Origin of the sequence: Acetitomaculum ruminis DSM 5522 (assembly GCF_900112085.1) — a bacterium.
Classification (GTDB): domain Bacteria; phylum Bacillota; class Clostridia; order Lachnospirales; family Lachnospiraceae; genus Acetitomaculum; species Acetitomaculum ruminis.
In genome coordinates this window covers 232,053-256,456 of record NZ_FOJY01000002.1, presented here as the reverse complement: position 1 = coordinate 256,456, position 24,404 = coordinate 232,053, and the positions used below count along the sequence as shown (strand labels likewise).

At 32.9% G+C, this 24,404-nt stretch carries 23 protein-coding genes, 2 tRNA genes and 1 riboswitch; of the genes, 21 read left to right on the top strand and 4 right to left on the bottom strand.

The window, feature by feature from the left end:
* The 3 genes from BM153_RS13590 to BM153_RS02315 form a co-directional block, all read left to right on the top strand.
* Nucleotides 1–276 (top strand): hypothetical protein (locus BM153_RS13590; protein ID WP_177205538.1); only part of this gene is annotated, 276 nt, incomplete at its 5' end.
* A gap of 765 nt (nt 277–1,041) precedes the next feature.
* A riboswitch (cobalamin riboswitch) is annotated at nt 1,042–1,233 on the top strand.
* A gap of 626 nt (nt 1,234–1,859) precedes the next feature.
* Nucleotides 1,860–3,170 (top strand): amidase domain-containing protein, encoded by a 1,311-nt coding sequence (locus BM153_RS02320; protein WP_092870349.1) that lies wholly within the window; start codon nt 1,860–1,862, stop codon nt 3,168–3,170.
* A gap of 45 nt (nt 3,171–3,215) precedes the next feature.
* Complete coding sequence (locus BM153_RS02315) at nt 3,216–3,725, top strand: hypothetical protein (RefSeq protein WP_092870347.1); 510 nt, start codon at nt 3,216–3,218, stop codon at nt 3,723–3,725.
* Nucleotides 3,726–3,853: 128 nt separating this feature from the next.
* Here BM153_RS02315 and BM153_RS02310 read toward each other — a convergent pair whose 3' ends face one another.
* On the bottom strand, nt 3,854–4,753 hold the full coding sequence (locus BM153_RS02310) for a LysR family transcriptional regulator (RefSeq protein WP_092870344.1): 900 nt from the start codon (nt 4,751–4,753) through the stop codon (nt 3,854–3,856).
* Between the two features lie 315 nt (nt 4,754–5,068).
* Here BM153_RS02310 and BM153_RS02305 point away from each other — a divergent pair, with 315 nt between their 5' ends.
* Nucleotides 5,069–6,358, top strand: a complete 1,290-nt coding sequence (locus tag BM153_RS02305; protein WP_092870342.1) for an adenylosuccinate synthase — start codon at nt 5,069–5,071, stop codon at nt 6,356–6,358.
* 51 nt (nt 6,359–6,409) lie between these two features.
* Here BM153_RS02305 and BM153_RS02300 read toward each other — a convergent pair whose 3' ends face one another.
* Entirely contained in the window at nt 6,410–6,685 is a 276-nt protein-coding gene (locus tag BM153_RS02300) for a hypothetical protein (RefSeq protein WP_177205537.1), read from the bottom strand.
* A 217-nt stretch (nt 6,686–6,902) separates the two neighbouring features.
* Here BM153_RS02300 and BM153_RS02295 point away from each other — a divergent pair, with 217 nt between their 5' ends.
* The 15 genes from BM153_RS02295 (at nt 6,903) to BM153_RS02230 (ending at nt 22,254) form a co-directional block, all read left to right on the top strand.
* Nucleotides 6,903–7,403, top strand: a complete 501-nt coding sequence (locus BM153_RS02295; RefSeq protein ID WP_092870339.1) for an SEC-C metal-binding domain-containing protein — start codon at nt 6,903–6,905, stop codon at nt 7,401–7,403.
* A 6-nt stretch (nt 7,404–7,409) separates the two neighbouring features.
* Complete coding sequence (locus BM153_RS02290) at nt 7,410–8,189, top strand: YdcF family protein (RefSeq protein ID WP_092870337.1); 780 nt, start codon at nt 7,410–7,412, stop codon at nt 8,187–8,189.
* Between the two features lie 7 nt (nt 8,190–8,196).
* On the top strand, nt 8,197–9,063 hold the full coding sequence (gene lgt, locus BM153_RS02285; RefSeq protein WP_092870335.1) for a prolipoprotein diacylglyceryl transferase: 867 nt from the start codon (nt 8,197–8,199) through the stop codon (nt 9,061–9,063).
* Between the two features lie 25 nt (nt 9,064–9,088).
* Nucleotides 9,089–11,266 (top strand): polysaccharide deacetylase family protein, encoded by a 2,178-nt coding sequence (locus tag BM153_RS02280; protein ID WP_092870333.1) that lies wholly within the window; start codon nt 9,089–9,091, stop codon nt 11,264–11,266.
* 563 nt (nt 11,267–11,829) lie between these two features.
* Complete coding sequence (gene mraZ, locus BM153_RS02275) at nt 11,830–12,264, top strand: division/cell wall cluster transcriptional repressor MraZ (RefSeq protein ID WP_092870331.1); 435 nt, start codon at nt 11,830–11,832, stop codon at nt 12,262–12,264.
* 20 nt (nt 12,265–12,284) lie between these two features.
* On the top strand, nt 12,285–13,223 hold the full coding sequence (gene rsmH / locus BM153_RS02270) for a 16S rRNA (cytosine(1402)-N(4))-methyltransferase RsmH (RefSeq protein WP_092870329.1): 939 nt from the start codon (nt 12,285–12,287) through the stop codon (nt 13,221–13,223).
* Nucleotides 13,224–13,237: 14 nt separating this feature from the next.
* Nucleotides 13,238–13,702 (top strand): hypothetical protein, encoded by a 465-nt coding sequence (locus tag BM153_RS02265; protein WP_092870327.1) that lies wholly within the window; start codon nt 13,238–13,240, stop codon nt 13,700–13,702.
* Between the two features lie 28 nt (nt 13,703–13,730).
* The gene (locus tag BM153_RS02260) at nt 13,731–15,707 is read left to right on the top strand and encodes a peptidoglycan D,D-transpeptidase FtsI family protein (RefSeq protein ID WP_092870325.1); all 1,977 of its coding nucleotides are present in this window, start codon (nt 13,731–13,733) and stop codon (nt 15,705–15,707) included.
* 102 nt (nt 15,708–15,809) lie between these two features.
* Nucleotides 15,810–16,772, top strand: coding sequence for a phospho-N-acetylmuramoyl-pentapeptide-transferase (mraY, locus tag BM153_RS02255; protein WP_092870323.1), 963 nt, complete (start codon nt 15,810–15,812; stop codon nt 16,770–16,772).
* 23 nt (nt 16,773–16,795) lie between these two features.
* Nucleotides 16,796–18,151: a UDP-N-acetylmuramoyl-L-alanine--D-glutamate ligase gene (gene murD / locus BM153_RS02250; RefSeq protein ID WP_092870321.1), complete on the top strand. Its 1,356-nt coding sequence runs from the start codon at nt 16,796–16,798 to the stop codon at nt 18,149–18,151.
* A 22-nt stretch (nt 18,152–18,173) separates the two neighbouring features.
* Nucleotides 18,174–19,292, top strand: coding sequence for an FtsW/RodA/SpoVE family cell cycle protein (locus tag BM153_RS02245; protein ID WP_092870319.1), 1,119 nt, complete (start codon nt 18,174–18,176; stop codon nt 19,290–19,292).
* Between the two features lie 10 nt (nt 19,293–19,302).
* Nucleotides 19,303–20,031 carry a cell division protein FtsQ/DivIB gene (locus tag BM153_RS02240; protein WP_092870317.1) on the top strand — a complete coding sequence of 243 codons (729 nt, stop codon included), beginning with the start codon at nt 19,303–19,305 and terminating at the stop codon, nt 20,029–20,031.
* Between the two features lie 151 nt (nt 20,032–20,182).
* A complete protein-coding gene (gene ftsZ / locus BM153_RS02235) occupies nt 20,183–21,370 on the top strand; it encodes a cell division protein FtsZ (RefSeq protein WP_408606162.1) in 1,188 nt (395 codons plus the stop codon).
* Between the two features lie 92 nt (nt 21,371–21,462).
* Nucleotides 21,463–21,639 carry a hypothetical protein gene (locus BM153_RS13585; protein WP_177205536.1) on the top strand — a complete coding sequence of 59 codons (177 nt, stop codon included), beginning with the start codon at nt 21,463–21,465 and terminating at the stop codon, nt 21,637–21,639.
* A 3-nt stretch (nt 21,640–21,642) separates the two neighbouring features.
* A complete protein-coding gene (locus BM153_RS02230) occupies nt 21,643–22,254 on the top strand; it encodes a cytidylate kinase-like family protein (RefSeq protein ID WP_092870313.1) in 612 nt (203 codons plus the stop codon).
* An 83-nt stretch (nt 22,255–22,337) separates the two neighbouring features.
* Here the strand turns inward: BM153_RS02230 and BM153_RS02225 are convergent, their stop codons facing one another.
* Both BM153_RS02225 and BM153_RS02220 read right to left on the bottom strand, forming a co-directional pair.
* Entirely contained in the window at nt 22,338–22,937 is a 600-nt protein-coding gene (locus tag BM153_RS02225; RefSeq protein ID WP_092870311.1) for a hypothetical protein, read from the bottom strand.
* A gap of 255 nt (nt 22,938–23,192) precedes the next feature.
* A tRNA-Leu gene (locus tag BM153_RS02220) sits at nt 23,193–23,276 on the bottom strand.
* A 155-nt stretch (nt 23,277–23,431) separates the two neighbouring features.
* Between BM153_RS02220 and BM153_RS02215 the strand changes: the two genes are divergently transcribed.
* Together BM153_RS02215 and BM153_RS02210 are read left to right on the top strand one after the other, a co-directional pair.
* Nucleotides 23,432–23,516: transfer RNA gene (locus tag BM153_RS02215), tRNA-Leu, on the top strand.
* 84 nt (nt 23,517–23,600) lie between these two features.
* Nucleotides 23,601–24,284 (top strand): dihydrofolate reductase family protein, encoded by a 684-nt coding sequence (locus tag BM153_RS02210; protein ID WP_092870309.1) that lies wholly within the window; start codon nt 23,601–23,603, stop codon nt 24,282–24,284.
* The last annotated feature ends 120 nt before the right edge of the window (nt 24,285–24,404 follow it).

Sequence of the window (24,404 nt, the reverse complement as noted above, 5' to 3'; positions counted from 1 at the left end):
AATGATAAATTATATGTAGGTATAGTTGATGAAGAAAACTTAACAGAAGACGGAAAAATTATCGAAGTGGATATGGAAAATGATACAGTTTTACATACTTATAAGTTAGATCTTTTAATCACAGAATTTGTAGTACAAGACGATTATCTTTATTTATATGACGATAATAATGTGGTGTATAAATATAAAATGGATGGAGATAAGCTTGATTTAATTTGTTCCCATGATTTATTAAATGATGGTTATAACTTTGTCTCCGGAATCTTTACTAAATAGCCATTGAGAGTGTTAAATAAGATTTTAGAAAGTTATCCTAATAAAGTAACTCAAAAGCCTTTAAGGGAATTTATAAAAAAGCAGTAATCAAAGTACCTAAAAACAAGGTAAAAAGCTATACAAAGCTTATGAAAAATAAGGGACAGGCAAAAACCGTTAAAATTAAAAAATAAGGAATACTGTTAAGTAAAAAAACTATCGCATCGGGGTTCAAACCCCGGTGCGATTTTTTGTCAGTTTTTTACAGAGTATTTCATAGTCTTTTTTAATATATTTAGTATGCTTTAAAAATAAACGCTAAAAAACATTAGTTTATCAATAAAAAGTACTTGGAGCAAGAAAAATATTTACATTATAAAAAATAGTGATATAATTCCTAAGGATGTATAGTAATTTTGTACTAAATTATTTTCTTTTTAAGTCCACGGGAGTTTTTTAAGTGATAAGTCGGATTAATCCCTTAAATACAGTAATTATATACTGGAAATCGTAAAGAGTTATGCGCCTACTATATATAAGCTTGTACTTTGGTAAAGAGTTTATGTGATAAAAGAGCGTTTGCATTTCTTATTGTATTTTTTACCTAAAATTGTTTTTTATTGAAGTGGATATTTTTAAATCTATCAGGTATAACACTGAGAAAAACAAAAATAATCACTGAAATAAACTATAATTTTTAAAATAAAATTATTGTATAATATATTTAAAGAGATATAATAATGTTAAAAAACGTTTTTATTAATTTTATAAAATAGTTAAAAACAAGGAATCCGGTGCAAATCCGAAACACGCTTATCCGTACTGTAAGGCAGACGAAAGCAGCGATATTATTTGTAAATCGGAAATGTATATCTTTGATATAGGCAAATCGCGATATGAATTGCAAATATATTTAATAAACCACTGGGTGAAAATCCGGGAAGGTGCTGTTATTAGGATGAAGCTAAGTCAGGATACAAAATATCTTAAACTTTGTTTTGGGAAGAGACATAGTTATTATTTATGCTTAGGTGATTGTAAATTCATACTTTGGATAAATAAAATCACGATTATGAGCATTCTAATGTAAAGGGATATTTTTAAAACCCTTTGCTAAATTCTTATGAAAGTGAGTACTCTTCGTACACTACTTTCAAGTTCCCCCAAATAAAGTGCAAGATAAAAAGTAAACCCTTGTTTAAATAATGCAGGTAAAAGTCGAATCAAAAACACTTCTAAAAAGCCTTATTTATTTTTGAACGCAGTGTAAGTAATCCCCCGCTTCAAAAGCGTAAGCTTTAAGTGACGGTATAAAGCTTATTTGAGTCATAATGTAGACAAAGTTCCTTATGGCAACTGGCACATAGTGCCACTGCGTTTATGAGAAAGTTGTAAAGCGGATTTAAAAATGTCCACTTTATAAGTGTTTAGAAGTCACAAATGACAAGTTTTAGACTTTTTGGCATTTAAATTTTGATAAAACAGAATACTTGTCTGTTTTATGGTAGGGAGATGATAAAAATAAATAACAAAAAGTCTGCTAAGACTTGTTAAACAAAAATATAATACGTTAAGAAAAACAACATGAAAAAGGAGAATAATTTATGATTAAATTGAATTTTAAAAATTCGAAAAGAATATTTGTAATGATTTTGGGATTCATTTTGACCTTTATGTTTTATTTGCCTGTGGCGGCTGCTAGTGGACAGACAAATAATGTAATTGATACAAAAGAAAAATCGAATTCTTTTGGTTATTTGAGAGATATACACAGTTTTAAAAATTATAATCGTCTCACCGACTTTTTGAATTCATATATGGATTTTATATGTAGTTCTAAAGGGAATTTGTCTATCGATGATAAAGAAGCAGAGAAGTATTATGAAAAAGATAAGTCAGTTGAGTACATCTATCTGGATTACACAATTAAAAGAAGACTTGCACAAATTGATGATCTTAGTTATAAAATTACAAATCATTCAGTAGATATAAAAAGTGTAGAAGAAAAAAATGATTTGTATTATGTTTCTTTGGAAGATTATACAAAAATGAAATATGGATGCGTAAAAAATCAAGAATCAGAAGAACTTGTATATCATTATATCATTTTAAAATCACAAAAAGAGTCGTTTAAAATAGTTGTAGATAATGATTATGACGAACTTAGAGAAGAACTTGGCATTACTGATAATTCAACTGTTGAGCAAGTAAGCAAAAAAGTTGATGATGCATTGAAAAAAGAAAAGAAAGAAATTACAAGAGAGGAACAAAGTATTAAACGAAACTATTTGAATTCTGATAATAATAATATTTCAGATGATGAAGATATAGAAATAATTGGGGGAGGAGAAGTTCCTTGTGTTGGTGCGGCAAGCTTTTCTTATCATAAATATAATAGAAACGCTGCATATCAATACGCTTTTAAATACTATCGTAATCCAAATCCAGCTTATGTAAATTTTGAACAAATGGGAGGAAATTGTACTAATTTTACATCCCAATGCCTAAAAGCTGGAGGAATTGTTCAAGATAATGTTGGTAACTATACATGGTATTATAATAATGCTAATAATAGGGCAGGTGCGTGGAGTAGTGCTGAATTATTTAGACAATATTTTAGAAACAACGTCGGATCACACGATATTAAAGGATTAAGAGCAGGTGGATGTCGACTTTCTACAACAAGATTAGGAGATCTTGTTCAAAGAGTTAAAAACGGAAAAGCAACTCACACAATGTTTATATGTGGATGTGTAAACAATATTGGAACAAATGGAGATTGGATCCAAAAAACAGATGTATTAATAGCTCAGAATTCAACTGGAGTATCAGGTAGGTTGTGGAATGTTCCGTTAAAAACAAAATATTCGGGCAAACAGGTGAAATATATACATATTGTAGGTAGCTTTTATTAGTTTTATCTAATATAATAAACTAATATTCACACAAGGAGGAGAAATATGAAAAATAAATTCATAATTGCAATATGTGCAATAGCACTTTCTTTTTCGATAGTTTCATGCGGAAATAGTTCTAACGCAGAGAAAAAGAGCGTATCTACAGTAACAGAAAATGAAAAAACGGATAAAATAGCAGATAATAATGCGGATGAAAAGTTGATTACTGAGGCAACTAAAGAACAAAAAGAAGTAATTGATGCATTTTTTAAATGCTTTGAAGTAAAAGACTATGAAGGTATGAAAAAATATTGTAGTGACAGCATGCTTGAAAAAGAATACTTTCATGAAAACGATGTATTTGGAATGGCTACTGCCAAGATAAATAGTTATGACAAAGGTGAAGATGCAGTAATTTATGATAAAGATTATGATGAATACTGGATTGGTGTAAATCTAGATGTAGAAACGGTAGAGGATTCAGCACTTTATCCTGATACTAGTACATACCTGTATGTAACTGTCAAATTAATTGTAAATGAATGGAAAATAACCGGATTTACAACTGGTTGACTACACAAAACTTATGAAAAATAAGGGACGGGCAAAAACCGTTAAAATTAAAAAATAAGAAATACCCTTAAGAAAACAAATTATCGCATCGGGAGTTAAGGCCCGGTGCGATTTTTATAAAAGCTTTTTTAAAGTCCTGTGTCAGGTTCTAAAAGCATATCTAAAAGTTTTGAAGCTGCAAAGGACATGGCAGTTTTTTTATTGGTAACAATGCACATCTTTCTTTTTGGAATTTCTTCATTAAATTTTAGTTTAAATATGTCACCGGAATCTAAAAGCTGCTTTGCGAAATCTTCAACAATTGAACAAATACCTACATTTCTTAAGGCGAATTGTACTATGATATAGCTGGTGGCAAGCTCAAATTCAGGATTTAAAATGACATCTCTTTCCCTTAAAAATGAGTCTATATAAGATCTACTGCTGGTATTGCCTTCTAAACAGATAAGTGGATATTTTTTTAATTCATCATAGGATAAAATTTTATCTTTTAAAAATTCAAATCTTTTTCCGGCAACAAAAACATCCTGAATTTCTCTCACTGTTGTAATATCCAGCCCGGAAACATTGGCAAAAGGTGAAGAAACAATACCAAAATCAATGCTTCCCTCCCTTAAATTTTTTATGGTTAAAGGTGTAGGAGCATTTGTAACATTTATTTTTATCTTGGGATGCAATTCATAAAATTTTTCAAGATAAGGCAAAAGATAAAACTGCAAAGTCATATCGCTGGCACCTATTTGAATTTCTCCGTACTCCCCGTTTAGGATTTCTCTAAGCTTGGATTCACCCTTTTTAATATGTTCAACTCCCTGTTCTACATAGGAAAATAAAATCTCCCCGTCTGGAGTTAAGTGCATTCCCTTTGAACGCCTGGAAAATAGTTTTATACCCAGCTGTTTTTCGAGATTTTTTATAGACTGACTGACTGCAGGTTGAGTAATAGCCAGTATTTCAGATGCTAAAGTGATACTTTTTGTCTTTCCCACATAATAAAAAACCTTGTAATATTCATAATTAATATCCATATAAACCTCTTTTCTATGCCTGTAAAGTCCAAAGTAGAAATACCTTGGAAAGTTATTATAAAATAATTATCCCCAATATCAGATACACTTTTATAAAATTTTAACATAAGTACAGCTTATATTAAATATAAATAAATATTAATTTTAATTATGAAGATTAATTGCTATAATAAAAAAGTAAAACAAGAAAAAATGCATTGTAAAGATAATAATTCTACAAAAAATATAATATCAGATAATAATGTTATTGTGATTTATATTATTAAACATTATTTTAGACAGAAAATAAATACAATGCGTCAAGGAGGAAAATAAATGGTTACAGCTGTTGTAGGTGCTAATTGGGGCGATGAAGGAAAGGGAAAAATTACAGATACTCTTGCAGAAAATGCAGATATAGTTGTCAGATTTCAAGGTGGAGCAAATGCAGGACACACCATAGTAAATGATTATGGAAAATTTGCTCTTCACACACTTCCGTCAGGAGTTTTCTATTCTCATGTTACAAGTGTTATTGGAAATGGTGTTGCATTAAATGTTCCAACATTAAAAAAAGAGGTTGATTCTATTGTGGAAAGAAATGTTCCTATGCCAAATATCAAGATTTCCGATAGAGCACAGCTTGTAATGTCATATCATGTTTTACTTGATTCATATGAGGAAGAAAGACTGGCAGGAAAGTCTTTTGGTTCTACAAAATCAGGTATTGCACCATTTTATTCAGATAAATTTGCAAAAATAGGTTTTCAGGTAAGTGAGTTATTTGAAGAAAAAGAAGAATTAATGGATAAGGTAAACAGAGTTTGTGAATTAAAAAATGTTGTATTAGAGCATTTATATCACAAACCAAAGCTTGTTGCCACTGAGATTTATGATGAGTTAATGAAATATAAAGAAATAATCGCTCCATTTGTATGTGATACGTCTCTTTTCCTTAATGAGTCATTAAAAGAAGGAAAAAATATTCTCTTAGAAGGTCAGCTTGGCTCAATGAAAGATCCTGACCACGGTATTTATCCTATGGTTACTTCATCATCTACTCTTGCAGGTTACGGTGCAGTGGGAGCAGGACTTGCACCTTATGAGATTAAAAAAATAGTCACTGTTACAAAGGCTTATTCAAGTGCAGTAGGAGCAGGAGAGTTTGTTTCAGAAATATTAGATGAAGAGGTAGCAGATGAGCTTAGAAAGCGTGGTGGAGACGGTGGAGAATACGGTGCTACCACAGGAAGACCAAGAAGAATGGGCTGGTATGATATTGTAGCAAGTAAATATGGTTGCAGACTTCAGGGAACAACAGACGTGGCTTTCACAGTTCTTGATGTACTTGGATATTTAGATGAAATTCCTGTTTGTGTTGCTTACGATATTAACGGAGAAATTACCACAGATTTTCCTACAACTACCAAATTAAAACATGCAAAGCCGGTATATGAGTACCTTCCTGGTTGGAAATGTGATATAGGAGGTATTAAAAATTACGAAGAACTTCCGGAAAATTGCAGAAAATATGTAGAATTTATAGAAGAAAAAATCGGTTATCCCATTACCATGGTTTCAAACGGACCTGGTAGAAATGATATAATTTATAGAAAAGTAAAATAGTTTAAAAGCATAGTATCTACTCTTTTACTTATAAAAAATAACAATGGAGATTCATTCACCATTGTTATTTTTTTTGTCAGATTTTTCATTTGATTGTGAATTCGTTTTTATTGCGTCATTTAACAGGTTATTTCTGTTTTTACCCATTTTTATAAACATCATACAGAGGTATAATAAAACAGGTAAAACTATGGTAGAGTATATGCTGATTTTTAAAAGATTAATAGCAAGCTCTGAACCGATAAGTGCGAATATTATACAAGAAACATACAGTGCTAAAAGCACTACTATAAGGGATATAGCTCCTATACGCTTTACTTTTTTCATTTTGACCTCTTTTCAAAAAAGAAGATTGCGGTAAAAATAACTAATATATCAAAGAACCGCAAAAATCCTTAACAATAAAATACATATTCCACTATAACAAAAAAAGTATTCTGAGTAAAGAAAATGGCCGAAAAAAAGTTTGAAAAACCCTTAAGCATGTTATATACTTATGGCATTGTATAAAAAAATTATGACAATTTAGAAAGGTTTTGTAATTATGAGTTTATTGGAACAATGGCGTGATGATGCCTACTCAAATAAGAAGGACAAAAGGGAAATAGAAAGATTCTGGAACAGTTATTTTGAAAAAGAAAAAAAAATATACGAGATTCTTTTAGCAAATCCTGATGAGACAGTATCAGGTACCGTTAAGGAACTTGCTGATAAATATGGAATCACACTTATGGAGATGGTGGGATTTTTAGATGGAATTAATGACAGCTTAAAGGTTGCAAATCCTATCGATGAAATGGTAGAGGATACAGTTGTAAATTTAGGCTTTGACAAGGAATTATTATACATGAATATGGTAGATGCAAAGGCTGACTGGCTTTATAATCTTCCTGCTTGGAATAATATTTTCGATGAAAAAAAGAAAAAAGAATTATATCTGAAGCAGAAAAAATCCCATACAGTAATTGTGGGTAAAAAAGTCGGCAGAAATGAACCATGTCCATGTGGAAGCGGTAAAAAATATAAATACTGCTGTGGCAGGTAATTCCATATGTATATTTTCTTGATAGTATTATCAGGGATTTTTATGCTCTATTTTTTGGCAGCGGGTTCATATGCCAGATTTAATTGTTCTTTTATCTGGTTTTGGCCCCTGCTGAGTTTGGCTTTATTTATATTGGGAATAGGCATAAAGTCAGATTGTTTTCTTTATGTTCCTGTTCCTTTTAAAGTTTTATTTCTGGGAGTTATTTTCACATTCATTACATATTTTGTTTATATAGAGATTCAGATTATTATTCATATGCTAAAGCCATATCCGGCTGATTTAGATGGAATTATTGTTTTAGGAGCAAGGGTAAAAAAGACTAAAATAACAAGAACTTTGAAAAAAAGACTTATATGTGCCCTTGATGCCGGCAAAATCAATTCCACTGCTTTGATAGTTGTATCCGGTGGGATGGGGCCGGGAGAGGAAATAACAGAAGCGAAAGCCATGAAGGATTTTTTAACAGAAAATGGCATAGATGCGTACAGAATTCTAATGGAAGATAATTCCTATAATACTTATGAAAATTTAGTCAATTCCAAAAAAATTTTATATACTGGAAAAAAACTTATGAAAATCGGGATTTGTACCAGTAATTTTCATATATATAGGGCCTTAAAAATTGCAAAACTGGCGGGAATAGAGGATTGTTACGGGATTTCAGCCGGTTCGGTAAGGATACTTTTACCTAATTATATGACAAGGGAATTTTTTGCTATTTTAAAGTTTAATTACTATAGGATAAAAGAAAAGTTTAAAAAGAGTAGAAAAGGAGGAGGATAAGAAAATCATGGATATGGGTATCGGGTTTCCGAATTTAAACATTTTTCTTTCTTATGTTCCCAAAACCATAAGTATTAATGGCTTTGATATTGCCTTTTATGGAATTATCATAGGTCTTGGTATGATACTTGGTATATTTTTGGCAGATTATGATGCCAGAAAAAACGGTGCTAAAAATGAAATGATATGGGATTTATCCATTTATTTGTTGGCTATTTCAATAATCGGAGCGAGACTATATTATGTCATTTTCTCATGGGACAATTATAAAGATGATCTTTTTAGCATTTTTAATATCAGAGAAGGTGGACTTGCTATATTTGGAGGAGTAATAGCAGGTGCTTTGACTTTATTTTTTTATACAAAGATTAAAAAAATAAGCTTCTTTATGACTGCTGATTCGGTGGTTTTGGGATTATTGACCGGGCAGATATTAGGAAGATGGGGGAACTTTTTTAACAGAGAGGCCTTTGGAGATTATACCAATAATTTGTTTGCCATGCAGCTTCCGGTTTCAGCAGTAAGAGCAAATGAGATTACGGCGGTTATGGAAAAACATATTGAAAGTATAAATGGTATTCAATATATACAGGTTCATCCGACATTTTTGTATGAATCTGTCTGGAATTTATGTGTTTTGATATTTTTACTTGTTTATCGTAAACATAAGGCGTTTCAGGGAGAAATATTTATGCTTTATCTTATGTTTTATGGATTAGGAAGATTCTTTATTGAAGCTTTAAGAACGGATCAGCTTTTAATTTGGAACACTAATTTGCCTGTTTCAAGAGTATTGGCTTTTGCAATATGTGTTTTTTCCTCATTATTTATTACATATAAAAGAATCAAAATAAAAAAGCTTTCTAAACAATAATTTTAACTAGAGGGGAGAGGTATTAATGAAGAAAAAAATAAGTGTCTCGTTGATTGTTGTATTTTTACTTATGGTATTTTCAGGTCATGTATATGCCAATGAGGTCCAAATGCCACCGGATGCTGCAATGCAAACTCAGACACCGGATGAAAAATATGATGGACTGGTAAAAATCGATGGATATTATTATTTTTACCAAAATGGAAAGGCAGTAAAAAATGTCTTTAAAACTGTAAAGATAGGAAGTAAAAATTATTATTTCTATTTTACAAATTCGGGGAAAGCACTTACAAATACTTTAAAAGCCATAAGCATTTCCGGGAAAAAATACTATTATTATTTTGGAAAAGACGGAAAGGCTCTTGTAAATACTCTAAAACAGATAAAGATAAAAAACAAAAAATATTATTATTATTTTAAAAGTGACGGAAAAGCTCTCGTAAACAGCTTTAAAGCTGTAACTGTCAGCGGGAAAAAATGTTATTTTTATTTTAAAGGTGATGGAAAGTCTATTACCAATACCTTTAAAACAATAGTCAGAGATGGTAACAGATACTATTATTACTTTGGAAGCACAGGAAAAGCCGTCACAAACACTTTGAAATATTTAAAGGTAGGAAAGCATAAGTATTATTATTACTTTGGAAGTAGGGCAAAAGCTATTACCAATACTTTTAAGTATTTTAAATTAAAGGGCAAAAGAACCTATTTTTATTTTGATTCAACGGGAAAAGCCATAAAAAATACCCTTAAGAAAATTAAAGGATATTATTACTATTTCGGGTCTAACGGGAAAGCCTTAATTAATAAATTTAAGAAAATCAAAAGCGGAAAAAACACGAATTATTATTATTTTGCCTCCAGGGCTAGAGCAGTGGTAAATACCATTAAAAAAATAAAAATCGGTAAAAAGAATTGTTATTATTATTTTGGAAAATACGCTAAAGCAGTTAAAAATACCTTTAAAAAAATAAAAGTAGGTAAAAAATACTGCTATTACTATTTCACGCAAAATGCAAGAGCTTTTACATCTGGGATAAAGAAGGTAAAAGTAAAGGGTCGATACTATTATTACTTCTTTCAGAAAAACGGCAGAGCCTTTTGTGGTGGTTATAAATCTGTAAAAAATTCTAAAAATACGGATTATTATTACTTTTTAACAAACGGCAGAGCCTTTACTAATGGACTTAAATCCTTAAAGATAGGTGGAAAAAATGCCATATTTTTCTTTACTTCATCAGGAAAAGCTTATACTGGTGGATTAAAAAATGTCACGGTAAATGGCGGACATTATTATTATTATTTCAAGAATAACGGATGGGCATATACCGGTGGGCTTTTAAGTGTAAACATTTCAAATACCAATTACATAATGTTTTTTGAAAATGATGGTAAGGCTGTTCAAAATCAGTTTAAAACTGTAAATTCAGCTACATATTATTTTGGAAATGACGCAAGAGCGGTAACAGGATTCCAAATCATTAATGGAAATCAGTATTATTTTGATAATCTTGGAATAATGTGTGTGGACTCCTTTAGAGTAGTTGGGAATTTCCTGTGTTATTTTAACAGTCAGGGAATCCTCTATAGAAAGATAGATACAAACGCAAAGATGGTGGCGTTGACCTATGATGACGGGCCTTCACCTGCCACTTCTACCATATTAAATACATTGGAACAAAACCATGCGGCAGCCACATTCTTTGTGGTGGGAAACAGAGTGGGGAGTTATGCTTCTACGGTAAAAAGAGCCTACTCTTTAGGATGCGAAATTGGAAATCATACATTTAGTCATACCATCCTTACCTCAACCGGGGCAGCTACCATCAGTAGCCAGATAAGTCAGACAAACAGCGCAGTTTTGTCTGTTACGGGAGTAGCCCCTACTATAATGAGACCACCGGGAGGAAGCTATAATTCCACCGTACAATCAACAGTAGGAATGCCTATAATCTTGTGGTCACTTGATACCCTTGACTGGAAAACAAGGGATGCAGGAAGTACGATTTCAGCTGTATTAAGCAGAATAAAAGACGGAGACATAGTATTAATGCATGATCTTTATACACAAACGGCTATGGCATCCCAGACGATTATTCCTACTTTAATAAGACAGGGCTATCAGTTAGTTACGGTAAGCGAGCTTGCTGCCTGCCGTGGCGGTATTTCTAAGGGAGTTGTTTACAGCAGCCTAAGAAAATAAAAATTTGAACGCAGTGTAAGCAATCCCCCGCTTCAAAAGCGTAAGCTTTAAGCGGGGATATAAGCTTACTAGTGTCAGAAGGGGTTAAAGCCCCTTCTGACAGGTGGCACAAAGTGCCACTGCGTTCATGAGGAAGTAGCGAAGCGGATTCCGAATGTCCGCTTTACCAGTGTAAGCAATCCCCCGCTTCAAAAGCGTAAGCTTTAAGCGGGGATATAAGCTTACTAGTGTCAGAAGGGGTTAAAGCCCCTTCTGACAGGTGGCACAAAGTGCCACTGCGTTCATGAGGAAGTAGCGAAGCGGATTTAAGAATGTCCGCTTTACATTAAATAAGTGAAAATATTCAAACAGAATTGTTGTTAGGACTTAAGTACTATTACACAAAAAGTAATGGTGAGTTTAGCGACAATTCTGTTTATTTTTTATAAAAAGTTTATAAAAACTTAAAATAAATTTATTCTACCTTGAAAAGAGTTAAAAATTAGTTTAAAATTGTCGATATAGTGGTAACGCAGTGGTAAGATTGTGGTTGATAATGGATGGTAAGTGGAGGACATATTAATATGTTTATGGGAGAGTACAATCACACAATTGATTCAAAAGGCAGATTTATCCTACCTGCGAAATTCAGGGAAGATATGACCGAAGGTATGATTATTACCAGAGGGTTAGATGGTTGTCTCTACATTTACCAGAAAAACGAATGGAAGGTTTTTGAGGAAAAACTTAAAAAATTACCACTTACCAAGAAAAGTTCCCGTCAGTTCGTTAGATTTTTCATGGCTGGAGCTTGTGAATGCGATGTTGATAAACAAGGCAGAGTTTTAATACCTGTAAATCTTAGAGAATATGCTAATATTGATAAAGATATTGTAATTGTGGGTGTAATTAATAAAATTGAAATCTGGAATCAGCAAACCTGGAAAGAATCCAATGAAGAATATGAAGACATGGATGTTATTGCAGAACAGATGGAAGAATTTGATATTACATTATAGAGGTAGAGGAGTTTTGAAAAATGGAATTTAAGCATAAGTCCGTATTGCTGGAAGAAACAATAGAAAATCTTAACATACAACCGGATGGAATATATGTTGATGGAACATTAGGCGGTGGTGGACATGCTTACGAAGTTTGTAAAAGACTGTCGGATAAAGGACATTTTTATGGAATAGATCAGGATACAGCTGCACTTAAGGCTGCATCAAAACGACTTGAAGAGTTTTCAGACAAGATTACTCTTATTCATGACAACTATTGTAATATGAAAAAAGCCTTACAAAAAGAAGGCGTGGAAAAGGTAAATGGAATAGTATTAGATTTAGGTGTTTCTTCTTATCAGTTGGATGAGCCTTCCAGAGGATTTAGCTATATGCATGATGCTCCTTTGGATATGCGCATGGATACAGATAAAGAGATTACAGCTAAAGATATTATAAATAATTATTCAGAAAAAGATTTATTTAGAATAATTAGAGATTATGGGGAAGACAAGTTTGCGAAAAACATTGCTAAACATATTGTAAACAGAAGGGAAAAGTCCGATATTACTACGACTAAGGAATTGTGCGAGGTAATCAGTGCCGCAATTCCCATGAAAGTTCAAAAAAATTCCGGACACCCTGCTAAAAGGACATTTCAGGCACTTAGAATTGAATTAAACAATGAATTAGGTGTTTTAAAGGATTCATTGGATGATATGATTGACATGCTTGATGATGGGGGAAGGATTTGCATTATTACTTTTCATTCTTTGGAAGATCGAATTGTAAAAAATATTTTTAAAACAGCTATGGATCCTTGCATTTGCCCGGATAATTTTCCGGTTTGTGTATGCGGAAGGGTCTCAAAAGGGAAAATTATTACAAGAAAGCCTATAATTCCTTCTAAAGAAGAACAGGAAAATAACAGCAGATCCAAAAGTTCAAAACTTAGAGTTTTTGAGCGTGTTTTGTAAAGGGAGTGTTATTATTGGCAACAAGACAAGATAAAAGATATATGTATGGAAGCCTGGCTCCGCAAATTGAGCCTGAAAGATTTCCCAAAAGACGAAAAAATAAAAGGCCGGTCAAAAGAATTGATCCGCGTATTGTAAATAAAAGAAACAGGGAACTTAACTTTAGTGCAGGGTATGTTGTTTTTCTATCTATCTGTGCATTAATGGTTTGTTGTTCTTTTTTGGTACTTTTGAAGTTAAAATCCGACCAGATTAATCTTAAAGACGAAATATCTTCCACAAAACAGGCAATTATTGAATTAAAGGATGACAATGACACACATTATGATAGAATATTATCATCTATTGATTATAATGAAATAAAAAGGATTGCCATAGATGAATATGGCATGGTTTATCCTAATAAGGATCAGATTTATAATTATAATGTTGAGGAAGATGATTGTATGAATCAATATGAAGATATCCCCACAAAGTAAATAAGAAAATTATTTGGCAGGAGAAAAAATGACAGAAGACAGGCGTAGTATACATAGAAAAAACAGCAAAAAAAAGCATAAAAATCATAGAGATAACATAAAAAGCAATTCCCATGGGAATAAAACCAGAGACTTTAGTTTATATCAGCTTGCTAAACATATGAAAAAAAGGCTTAGGCTTACATTCTCTTTTTTTATCATTATATTTTTAGTTGTCGCTATTAGAATAGTATATATTAATGCTACCAATGGTGCTGACTATCAAAAAATTGCTCTTTCACAGTTAAAAAGCAAATCTACAACAAAAACCCTTGCATATAAAAGAGGAACTATTTATGACACAAACGGAAATATTTTGGCTATAAGTGAGGATTCCTATAACCTTGTGTTGGATTGTTATGTAATTACCACCGGTGATGAGAGTAGAAATTCTCGTTTAAAGGAAAATGATGACAGTCGTGATATATACAAAAAAAGCACTATAGAGGCTATTACGACTAATATAGAAGGTTTGGACGAAAAAACCATTACCGCTGCCTTGGAAAAATCACCAAACAGCCATTATGTTGTATTAAATAAAGATAATAAATATTCCTATGACCAGGTAAAATCATTAATGGGAATTTTGGAGGATGATAAAAAAAATACCTATCTTGGAGGTATATGGCTTGAAAAAATATACACAAGAAAATATCCTTTTAAATCTTTGGCATCTAGTGTAATTGGTTATACTTCATCAGGAAACAAGGGAAATATAGGTCTTGAACTGGAATATGACGAGGAATTAAACGGAACAGAAGGAAAAATATACAGTTATATTGGTTCCGAGAATGAAAAAGTTGAGAATATAAAAGAAGCAGAAGATGGAAACTCTATAGTAACAACTATAGATTCAAATATTCAAAAAATTGTAGAAGATAAAATTAATCAATTTAATGATGAACATGCAAATGTGGCAAGGGAAGGAGCAGGAAGCAAAAAGACCGCAGTTATGGTTATGAATCCTAATAATGGGGAAATACTTGCCATGGCTCAATATCCACAGTTTGACTTAAATGATCCAAGTAATCTGTCAGTTTATTATACACAAGAACAGATTGCGGCAATGAGCGATGAAGATAAGACAAACGCTTTAAATGAAATATGGAATAATTATTGCCTGACAGCGACTTTTGAACCGGGCTCTACGGTTAAACCTTTTACCATAGCAGCAGCATTAGAAGATGGAGTTATAAAACCAAGTGATACATTTTATTGTGACGGCTCGGAAAAAATAGGAAGTAATGTTATTCATTGTGGAAAAAGATCAGGTCATGGAGCTGAAACATTAGAAGATGCCCTTTCAAATTCCTGTAACGATGTTTTGATGCAAATCGGTGGAAAAATCGGTATTGAAAGCTTTACAAACTGGCAAAACATTTTTGGTTTTGGATTAAAAACCCAGATAGATCTTCCGGGAGAAGCTTCTACAGCCAGTTTAATGTATACGGCAGAAACCATGAAAGAGATTGATTTGGCTACGAACTCATTTGGACAGGGTTATAATATTACAATGATTCAAAACGGGGCGGCATTTTGCTCTGTCATTAATGGGGGATATTACTATCAGCCTCATGTTGTAAAAAGGATAACAGACTCAGACGGAAATACAGTAAAGGCAAATGAGGGAACTTTAGTAAAACAGACTATTACCAAAGAAACCAGTGATTTGTTGAAAAGTTATATGTATACAGCTACAATTTCAGGTACCGCAAAGGCTGCTAAGGTGGAAGGCTATTCAATGGGTGGAAAAACCGGAACGGCAGAAAAACTTCCAAGAGGGAATAAAAAGTATGTATTGTCTTTCATAGGTTATGCACCTCAGACCAATCCGCAGGTGGTTATATATGTGGTAGTTGATGAATTAAATGATGCAGATCAGACTCAGGGTAAATATTCTTCCGGTCTGGCAAGGGATATTCTCACAGAAATATTACCATATATGAATATTTATCCGGATGAATAAATATACTTATCAAGGTGTTTTCGCAAGAAAAATACTTTACATGGAAAATAAGACGGACTATAATATTTTACCGAGAATTAATCAAAAGGAAGGATTTTTATCATGGAAAAAACAGTTATTTTGCCATTGATTGCGGCTTTTATTATTACAGTTATACAAGGACCCTTTATGATTCCTTTTTTAATCAGATTAAAGGTAGGGCAAACAGAAAGAGAAGAGCTTAAATCTCATCTAAAAAAAGCAGGAACTCCAACTATGGGGGGAATAATGATGCTGGTAAGTATTCTTATAGTATCATTATTTTTTGCTAAAGATTTCCAAAGGATTTTACCGGTTTTGGTACTTACCATAGGCTTTGGAATTATTGGCTTTTTAGATGATTATTTAAAAGTTGTCTTAAGGCGTTCTGACGGGCTGATTGCATGGCAAAAACTGTTGTTACAATTTATAATAACTGCTATATTTTGTTATGTAATGATAAAAAAACAGGGAATGTCACTGGATATGATTATACCTTTTGTTCCGGCTGATTCTATTGCAATATCACCATACATTGCCATTCCTCTTTTGTTTTTTGTGGTTTTGGGTACGGTAAATGGAACCAATTTTACAGATGGAGTGGATGGTCTTGCAACCAGCGTTACCATTGTAACAGCAGGTTTTTTCCTTATTGCTTCAAAAGTTATGTCAGGTGGTATAGAGCCTATCGCTGCCGCAGTAATGGGGGCTTTATTAGGATTTTTGGTATTTAATGCTTATCCGGCAAAAGTGTTTATGGGTGATACCGGTTCATTGGCCTTAGGTGGATTTATTGCCGGAAGTGCATATATGCTTAAAATGCCTTTATTTATACCAATAATTGGCTTTATTTATCTTGTTGAAGTAGTATCAGTAATTATGCAGGTGGGATATTTCAAGGCAACTCATGGAAAAAGAATCTTTAAAATGGCACCTATTCATCATCATTTTGAGTTAAGTGGATGGTCAGAAACCAGAGTGGTTGCTATTTTTACCATTGTGACTTTTTTACTTTGTCTTTTATCTTTGTATAAAATAGTTTTATAAACATCAGGAGGAAATCTTAAATCATGGACATAGACAATAAGAAATTTTTAGTTTTTGGAGCCGGAATAAGTGGAATAGGGTCATGCAGACTTCTATTAATGAATAATGCTGATACTGTTTTATATGATTCCAATATAAATAAAGATAAAAGCGAAATATTAAACAAACTACCGGAAAGCAATAATTTCAAGCTTATTTTAGGGGAACTTACAGATGAGATTATTAACGAAACAGATATTTTAGTTTTAAGTCCCGGAGTGCCTACAGATAACGAAGATGTATTAAAATTCAAAAAAGCCGGTGCAGTAGTGTGGGGTGAAGTTGAGCTTGCTTTCGCCTTTGAAAAGGGAAAAGTAATGGCGATAACAGGTACAAACGGAAAAACTACTACCACATCTTTATTAGGCGAGATAATGAAAAAATATAATGAAAAGACATTTGTGGCAGGAAATATTGGAATTGCCTATACCAAAACTGTTATGGACACAGATAAAGATTCAATAAGTGTTCTTGAAAACAGCAGTTTCCAGCTTGAAACAATAGAAAATTATCATCCGGTGGTATCTGCTATATTAAACCTTACACCGGATCATTTAGACAGGCATCACACCTTTGAAAATTACATTAATGCCAAGAAAAATATTACCAAAAATCAAACAGAAGCTGATTTTTGCATATTAAACTACGAAGATGAAAATGTTAGAAAAATTGCAGATGAAATAAAGGCTTCCGTTATATTTTTCTCAAGTAAAAGAAAATTGGACAAAGGATTATATACATCACATGACTCCATTATTTATAATGATGGGAATAAAGAAAATGAAATTTGTAAATTTGATGAATTAAATATACTGGGTACCCATAATCACGAAAATGTTATGGCTGCCTGTGGAATGGCCATTGCAATAAATGTACCGTTAGATGTTATTTCAGAAGTTGTAAAAAGTTTTAAAGCCGTAGAACACAGGATAGAATTTTGCGGCAAAAAGAACGGTGTTTATTTTTATAATGATTCTAAAGGAACAAATCCGGATGCAGCCATAAAAGGAATAAATGCCATGAGTAGAAAAACCTGCCTTATAGGAGGGGGATATGATAAAAATTCCTCTTATGATGAATGGATTGAAAGCTTCAATGGAAAGGTAAAATTACTGGTTTTAATAGGTCAGACCAGGGAAAAAATTGCACAATGTGCGAAAGAACACGGTTTTACTGATTATGTTTTTGCTGATTCCTTAGAAGAAGCAGTTAAAATATGCGTAGAAAATGCAAAGGAAGACGAAGCGGTTTTATTGTCCCCTGCCTGTGCAAGCTGGGGTATGTTTACGAATTACGAAGAAAGAGGCAGGTTATTTAAAGAACTTGTAAGCAAATTATAATGTTGCGAGGGGAGAAATAAGCATGGCGCAAGATAAGAGAGGAAAGAAAAAGAAATATTTTGATTATCAATTATTATTTTTATTGATTTTTTTAATATGTTTTGGAATGGTAATGTTATATAGCGCTACTTATTATACGGCATGTTTATCCTCTGTTTCTAACTATGATGATGCCTTTTATTTAAAACAGCAGTTAAAAAATCTGGCTATTGCAGTGGTTGTATTTTTTATGGCACTGGTTTTCCCGTACAGATTATATAAATATCTGGCTTTTCCTGCATATATTGTTTCATTTCTCCTTTCGGTATTGGTTTTATTTATCGGAAAAGGAGCAAATGGTTCTACAAGATGGATTAAGCTTGGACCTATCAGATTTCAGCCTTCTGAAATCGCTAAAGTGGCTACCATAATGATTTTGGCATATATGATTAGCGAAGCACCAAAGATAATGGAAAAGGTTAATTCACTCATAAAAGTCGGAGTTATGCTGGGTATTTTAATATTACCTATTGCTTTGGAAAACTTAAGTACAGCGGTAATAATAGCCGGAATTGCTTTTATAATGCTATTTATAGAAAGCAGAAAGAAATTCGTATTTTTATTGCCGATACTGGCTGGGGCGGCAGGAGTATGGCTGTTTATTAATCTGGCTTCCTACAGGATGCAAAGAATTGCCCAATGGATTCATCCGGAAAAATATCCTGATGATGCCTATCAAACCCTTCATGGTCTTTATGCCATTGGTTCAGGGGGATTATTTGGTAAAGGCCTGGGAAATGGTACACAAAAGTTAGGTTATATACCGGAAGCACAAAATGACATGATTTTTTCAGTAATATGTGAAGAATTAGGAATAATCGGTGCTATTTGTGTCTTATTGCTCTTTGCCCTGATTTTATACAGAATGAGAGAAATAGCCATGAGTACAACAGACCTTTTTGCTTCATTACTGGTAATTGGTGTAATGGCTCATGTTGGATTACAGGTTGTTTTAAATGTTTGTGTTGTTACTAACTTATTGCCAAATACAGGTGTTACACTGCCTTTTATCAGCTATGGAGGCACCAGCCTGATGTTTTTACTGGCAGAATTTGGCGTTGTATTTAATGTTTCTTTAAATGTAAATCTTGGATTGAATTAGGTTTTGAGTTATGAAAACAGGAAACAAAAAAACTATAGTCTTTTTGGCGGTTATCGTTTTAAGCTTAACAGTATTGGTTTTATCAGCATTATTGATATTTAATGTAAAAAAAGTAACCATTAAGGGGAACGAAAGGTATTCCAAAGAGGAAATAAAAGAATTGTTATTAAAAAATATTCCCCTTGAAAATACAATTTTTGTCTGGTATAAATACAAAATCGCAAAAAATATCAATATTCCTTTTATGGATGCAGTGGAGATGAATATTATTTCACCTTCCGAAATAGAATTTACGGTTTATGAAAAAAAAGTACTTGGCTATGTGGAGTGTCTAGGGGTTAAAATGTATTTTGACACAGATGGAATAGTAGTGGAAAGTACCACAGCTTCAAAAGATATAGCACCTAAAATATCAGGCCTTGTCTTTGACCATGTGTTAATGGATGAAAAAATACCTGTGGAGGATGAGGATGTATTTAACTGCATTTTGGATGTGACAAAAATGCTTGATAAATATAAATTATCACCTGACAAAATAGATTTTAAATCATTATCAAACATAAAACTGAAATTTAAAGATGCAGTGGTATATCTTGGAGCTGATAAGTATTTGAAAGAGAAATGCTCTAACTTAAGTGCCATAGTCCAGGAAATTTCTTCAAAAAGTGGTATTTTGCACATGGAAAATTTTGATGGAAATGATGATAGCATTTCTTTTGAAATTAAAAATAAGAATTAATAAAGTATAAAATTTTGAAAAATAATGTTGAATATTATTTGAAAAAAATATATGATATACTTAAAATTGTTATGAGAGTATTAAGTATTTATATCATAAATTAAATCGTAACGAAGTTAAGTTAGGAGGAAAAAACTTGCTTGAACTTAGAATGAAAGAGACAGACTCTGGAGCAAAAATTATTGTAATTGGTGTTGGCGGAGCCGGGAATAATGCAGTAAACAGAATGGTTGACGGAAATATTACCGGTGTGGAGTTTGTTGGAATTAATACAGATAAACAAGCATTGGATTTTTGCAAAGCTGAGAGACTTATACAAATAGGGGAGAAGCTTACCAAGGGATTAGGTGCCGGAGCAAAACCTGAGATAGGAGCAAAGGCAGCAGAAGAAAACAGAGAAGACATTGCCAGAGTCGTTGAAGGAGCGGATATGATTTTCGTTACCTGCGGAATGGGCGGTGGAACAGGAACAGGTGCAGCACCTGTTATTGCGGAAATTGCTAAAGAAATGGGTATACTTACAGTTGGTGTAGTAACAAAACCATTCAAATTTGAAGCAAGAGTACGTATGGAAAATGCTAATTTAGGTATTGAGAATTTAAAACAGCATGTCGATACTCTTATTATCATACCTAATGATAAATTATTAGAAATTGTAGACAGGAATACTTCCATGCCGGAAGCTTTAAAAGTGGCTGATGAAGTTTTAAAGCAGGCTGTTCAGGGAATTACAGATCTTATTAATCGTCCATCTCTTATCAATCTTGATTTTGCGGATGTTAAGACTGTAATGAGCGATAAGGGTATTGCTCATGTTGGTATTGGTACAGCAACAGGTGATTCAAAAGCATTGGATGCTGTATCACAGGCTATTTCAAGTCCGCTTCTTGATACAGATATAAGAGGTGCTTCTGATGTAATTATTAATATTTCCGGTGATGTCAGCTTATTTGATGCTGATGAGGCAGCTAACCATGTTAGAGAACTTACCGGAAACGATACTAACATCATATTTGGTGCTTTTTATGATGAGAGTAGGACAGATGAGACCACAATTACTGTAATTGCTACAGGATTAAAGGATGTGCCTAGATTAAATCCAAATGCCGGACCTATTATGCAAAAGTCGGCTATGGGTAATACAAGCAGGGGTAATGCCAGAGTAAATAATGATTTTACAAATAGATCACAAAATTATAATCCAAATTTTGATTACCAAGATGGCAAAAATAACTATCCTCAAAATGACTACCTGAATATGAATCCTGGTGTCATTGAAAGCAAAGTAAAACAAAGAGGACTTGATATTCCCGATTTTTTACAGCAGCCAAGAAAGTAATAATAGGATGTGATTATTTAAATAACCTGTTTTTCTATTTCGAGAAACAGGTTTTTTATCTATAATTTGCTTGTCTGAGAGGAGCGTTTTTCATGAAGGACTTAATTGAGGAAAGAGATTATAAACAAAAATTGGCTAGTAGTATAATAAAAAGGCAGTTTGTTAAATATAATCCTGATAAAGTAAGAGTTAAAGAAGGTCATATTGAAGAGCGTATCCCGGGCGAAGACGAATGTATTCAAGAAGAAGATAATAATATGGGGGTATGATAAGTGGATAGATTAATATCAATCACCATTGGCAGAAATTACGGCAGTAAAGGCAGGGAAATTGGAGAATTACTTTCCAAAAGATTAGGATTTTCTTTTTACGACAAAGAATTGATTTTAATGGCTGCAAAAGAAAGTGGCGTTGATGTAGAATATCTTGATAAGGCGGATGAGAAGCTGATTAACAGTTTTCTTGATCCCTATGCTAATAATCTTTCCTTAAGAGGCAGTATAAATGATATATTATTTAGATCACAAGAACAGATAATACAAAACATTGCCTCTAAAGAAAATTGTATAATAGTAGGAAGGATGGCAGATTATATTTTAAGGGAAAATCCAGATTGCATTAAAGTCTTTATTTATGCACCGTTGGAAGTAAGGATTGAAACCATTTCTCAAAAATACAATCTTCAGAAAAATCAGGCTAAAAAGCTTATAAACAGTATGGATAAGCAAAGAGGTCATCATTATAAATATTTCTCAAATTATAAATGGGATCAGATAGAAACTAAAAATGTGATGCTTGACAGTAGTCTGCTTGGCGTTGAAGGGGCAGTAGATGTTCTTGAAAAAATAGTCAGATTAAAACAGGAAAGCTTTAAGAATAATTAATAAATAAAGTGGTCATTTTCCTTATATTTAACAGGAAATGGCCACCTTTTTTATCTGGGTATGATTATATATATAATCAATTTTTAGAGCTGTAAATCGCTTGTTACGGCCTCAGAAGATAAATCTATATCAGTATCTGGAATACAGGAAATATCAATATTTGCTTCTGCTTCATCAGCAGCTTTTTGAGGGTCATATTTATTTGTTTCTTCCTCATCATCCCATAATGAATCATACTCTTTTTGTTTTTCTTTAAGTGCTGCCATAATCATTTGGGCCTGTTTGGCTCTTGCATACATTTCCGAATCATACTCCAAAACTTTTTTCTCATCTGAATAGGGAACCTTGTCTCCGGCGCACATTCTTGCCACAGTAGTTAAAATCTTGCCTAAAGTAGCTGCATAACCGGTTTCAGGGTCAGATACCTGTCTTGCAACCTCTGCATTCCAGGCAAGGCAGTGTTGCTCGGCCAGACTATCAAGTATTTCCTGATTCTTCTTAAATTCTTCGTCTGTTTGCTCAACAGACAGTTGTAAACTTGCAGCTTCATCAGCAAAGTGCTGTTCCCCTGTGATTTCAAAATTTTTTTGAGCTGCATCTCGTTTTTTAACAAGATTTCTTGTTTCATCCACCAATTTCTTTCGATAATCTCTAAATATAGGAATTGCTTCTCCCAATTTCATTTTAAGCACCTCCCTGTGCCGGTATAAGCTTGTAGAAAGTAAGGGTATGTAACTTTATAACTTATAACAAAAATAGTCCTTTCTTACTATATCGACTTGTGGAGTTAAAGAAATTAGCGAGCTTAACAATATTAAGATAAAAGAAAAAGGGGAAAGTGAGAAAAGCGTCTTAAACATTTTTTCGTGGAACCGAATTCTTCTCTTTGAAATAAAATAAGACCTAAAGAGTATATCTTTGGTCTTATAATAAGATGATGCGGAAAAAGGGACTTGAACCCTCATGATATTGCTATCACACGGACCTGAACCGTGCGCGTCTGCCAATTCCGCCATTTCCGCAAAGGACTTCTTAAAAGTCACAAAAAGTATTGTATATCTTTTAATATAAGAAGTCAATAGGAATTAAATATTAAATTTATTTAAAAATCTTGTTGACATTATTATGATGCCGTGATATTATATATTTCGGCTCATGAAATGAGTGAGCATGAATTGCGGAAGTGTCGGAACTGGCAGACGAGCAAGACTAAGGATCTTGTGCATATTGCTTGCGTGTGGGTTCAAGTCCCATCTTCCGCATTATTAAATGATAAAGCCACGGGCATCTGCCTGTGGCTTTGTTGTTGTAAGGAAAAAGTAGGACGGAAAAAAGGAGAGTAGAAAATGAATAACAGACCAATAACAACCCTTTTTATGCTAATGTCAGTGGATGGAAAGATTAGTACCGGGGCATCGGATGATTTAGATGTTGACAAGGACTTTCCTCAAATAGATGGACTGAAAGAAGGCTTGGGACAGTACTATGAGATTGAGCAGACTACAGATTTGTGGTCATTTAATACCGGGCGGGTACAGGCAAAAATCGGGGTAAATGAAAAGTCATATCCCCAAAAAACTCCAGTTTCTTTTGTTTTATTGGACAATAGTCATCTTACGACACATGGAGTAAAGTATTTTTGTGCAAAATCTAAAGATTTCGTTTTAATTACCGGCAATAAAAATCATCCTGCTTTTGAGGTAAAAGAAGATAACCTTCATATCATCTACCAAAAAGAGTTATCCTTAGAGGATGCATTAGAGGAATTAAAAAATAAATATGGCTGTGAACGTATAACTATTCAAAGTGGTGGCACTATAAACGGATTGTTTCTTAGAAAAAAACTCTTTGATTATATTGATATAGTTATTGCCCCTGTTTTAGTTGGTGGAAAAGATACTTCAACACTAATAGACGGTGATTCAATAACAAAAATAAATGAATTAAAAGCTCTGGGAGTACTAAAGCTTGAAAAATGCCAACAGCTTAATGATAATTATGTAAGGCTGACCTATAAGGTAATCAGCTAAATTATACATAAAATAGGCAAAAAATCCCCAAAAAGTAAGGAACGTTCATGAGGAAGTAGCGAAGCGGATTTAAGAATGTCCGCTTTACTATGTTTGGTTAGTAAATAAATCGTCACAAAA

Excerpts from the sequence above, each read along its gene's own strand:
- BM153_RS02320 (WP_092870349.1), top strand. The coding sequence starts at position 1,860 with ATGATTAAATTGAATTTTAAAAATTCGAAAAGAATATTTGTAATGATT.
- BM153_RS02315 (WP_092870347.1), top strand. The coding sequence starts at position 3,216 with ATGAAAAATAAATTCATAATTGCAATATGTGCAATAGCACTTTCTTTT.
- BM153_RS02310 (WP_092870344.1), bottom strand. The coding sequence starts at position 4,753 with ATGGATATTAATTATGAATATTACAAGGTTTTTTATTATGTGGGAAAG.
- BM153_RS02305 (WP_092870342.1), top strand. The coding sequence starts at position 5,069 with ATGGTTACAGCTGTTGTAGGTGCTAATTGGGGCGATGAAGGAAAGGGA.
- BM153_RS02300 (WP_177205537.1), bottom strand. The coding sequence starts at position 6,685 with ATGAAAAAAGTAAAGCGTATAGGAGCTATATCCCTTATAGTAGTGCTT.
- BM153_RS02295 (WP_092870339.1), top strand. The coding sequence starts at position 6,903 with ATGAGTTTATTGGAACAATGGCGTGATGATGCCTACTCAAATAAGAAG.
- BM153_RS02290 (WP_092870337.1), top strand. The coding sequence starts at position 7,410 with ATGTATATTTTCTTGATAGTATTATCAGGGATTTTTATGCTCTATTTT.
- lgt (WP_092870335.1), top strand. The coding sequence starts at position 8,197 with ATGGATATGGGTATCGGGTTTCCGAATTTAAACATTTTTCTTTCTTAT.
- BM153_RS02280 (WP_092870333.1), top strand. The coding sequence starts at position 9,089 with ATGAAGAAAAAAATAAGTGTCTCGTTGATTGTTGTATTTTTACTTATG.
- mraZ (WP_092870331.1), top strand. The coding sequence starts at position 11,830 with ATGTTTATGGGAGAGTACAATCACACAATTGATTCAAAAGGCAGATTT.
- rsmH (WP_092870329.1), top strand. The coding sequence starts at position 12,285 with ATGGAATTTAAGCATAAGTCCGTATTGCTGGAAGAAACAATAGAAAAT.
- BM153_RS02260 (WP_092870325.1), top strand. The coding sequence starts at position 13,731 with ATGACAGAAGACAGGCGTAGTATACATAGAAAAAACAGCAAAAAAAAG.
- mraY (WP_092870323.1), top strand. The coding sequence starts at position 15,810 with ATGGAAAAAACAGTTATTTTGCCATTGATTGCGGCTTTTATTATTACA.
- murD (WP_092870321.1), top strand. The coding sequence starts at position 16,796 with ATGGACATAGACAATAAGAAATTTTTAGTTTTTGGAGCCGGAATAAGT.
- BM153_RS02245 (WP_092870319.1), top strand. The coding sequence starts at position 18,174 with ATGGCGCAAGATAAGAGAGGAAAGAAAAAGAAATATTTTGATTATCAA.
- BM153_RS02240 (WP_092870317.1), top strand. The coding sequence starts at position 19,303 with ATGAAAACAGGAAACAAAAAAACTATAGTCTTTTTGGCGGTTATCGTT.
- ftsZ (WP_408606162.1), top strand. The coding sequence starts at position 20,183 with ATGAAAGAGACAGACTCTGGAGCAAAAATTATTGTAATTGGTGTTGGC.
- BM153_RS13585 (WP_177205536.1), top strand. The coding sequence starts at position 21,463 with ATGAAGGACTTAATTGAGGAAAGAGATTATAAACAAAAATTGGCTAGT.
- BM153_RS02225 (WP_092870311.1), bottom strand. The coding sequence starts at position 22,937 with ATGAAATTGGGAGAAGCAATTCCTATATTTAGAGATTATCGAAAGAAA.
- BM153_RS02210 (WP_092870309.1), top strand. The coding sequence starts at position 23,601 with ATGAATAACAGACCAATAACAACCCTTTTTATGCTAATGTCAGTGGAT.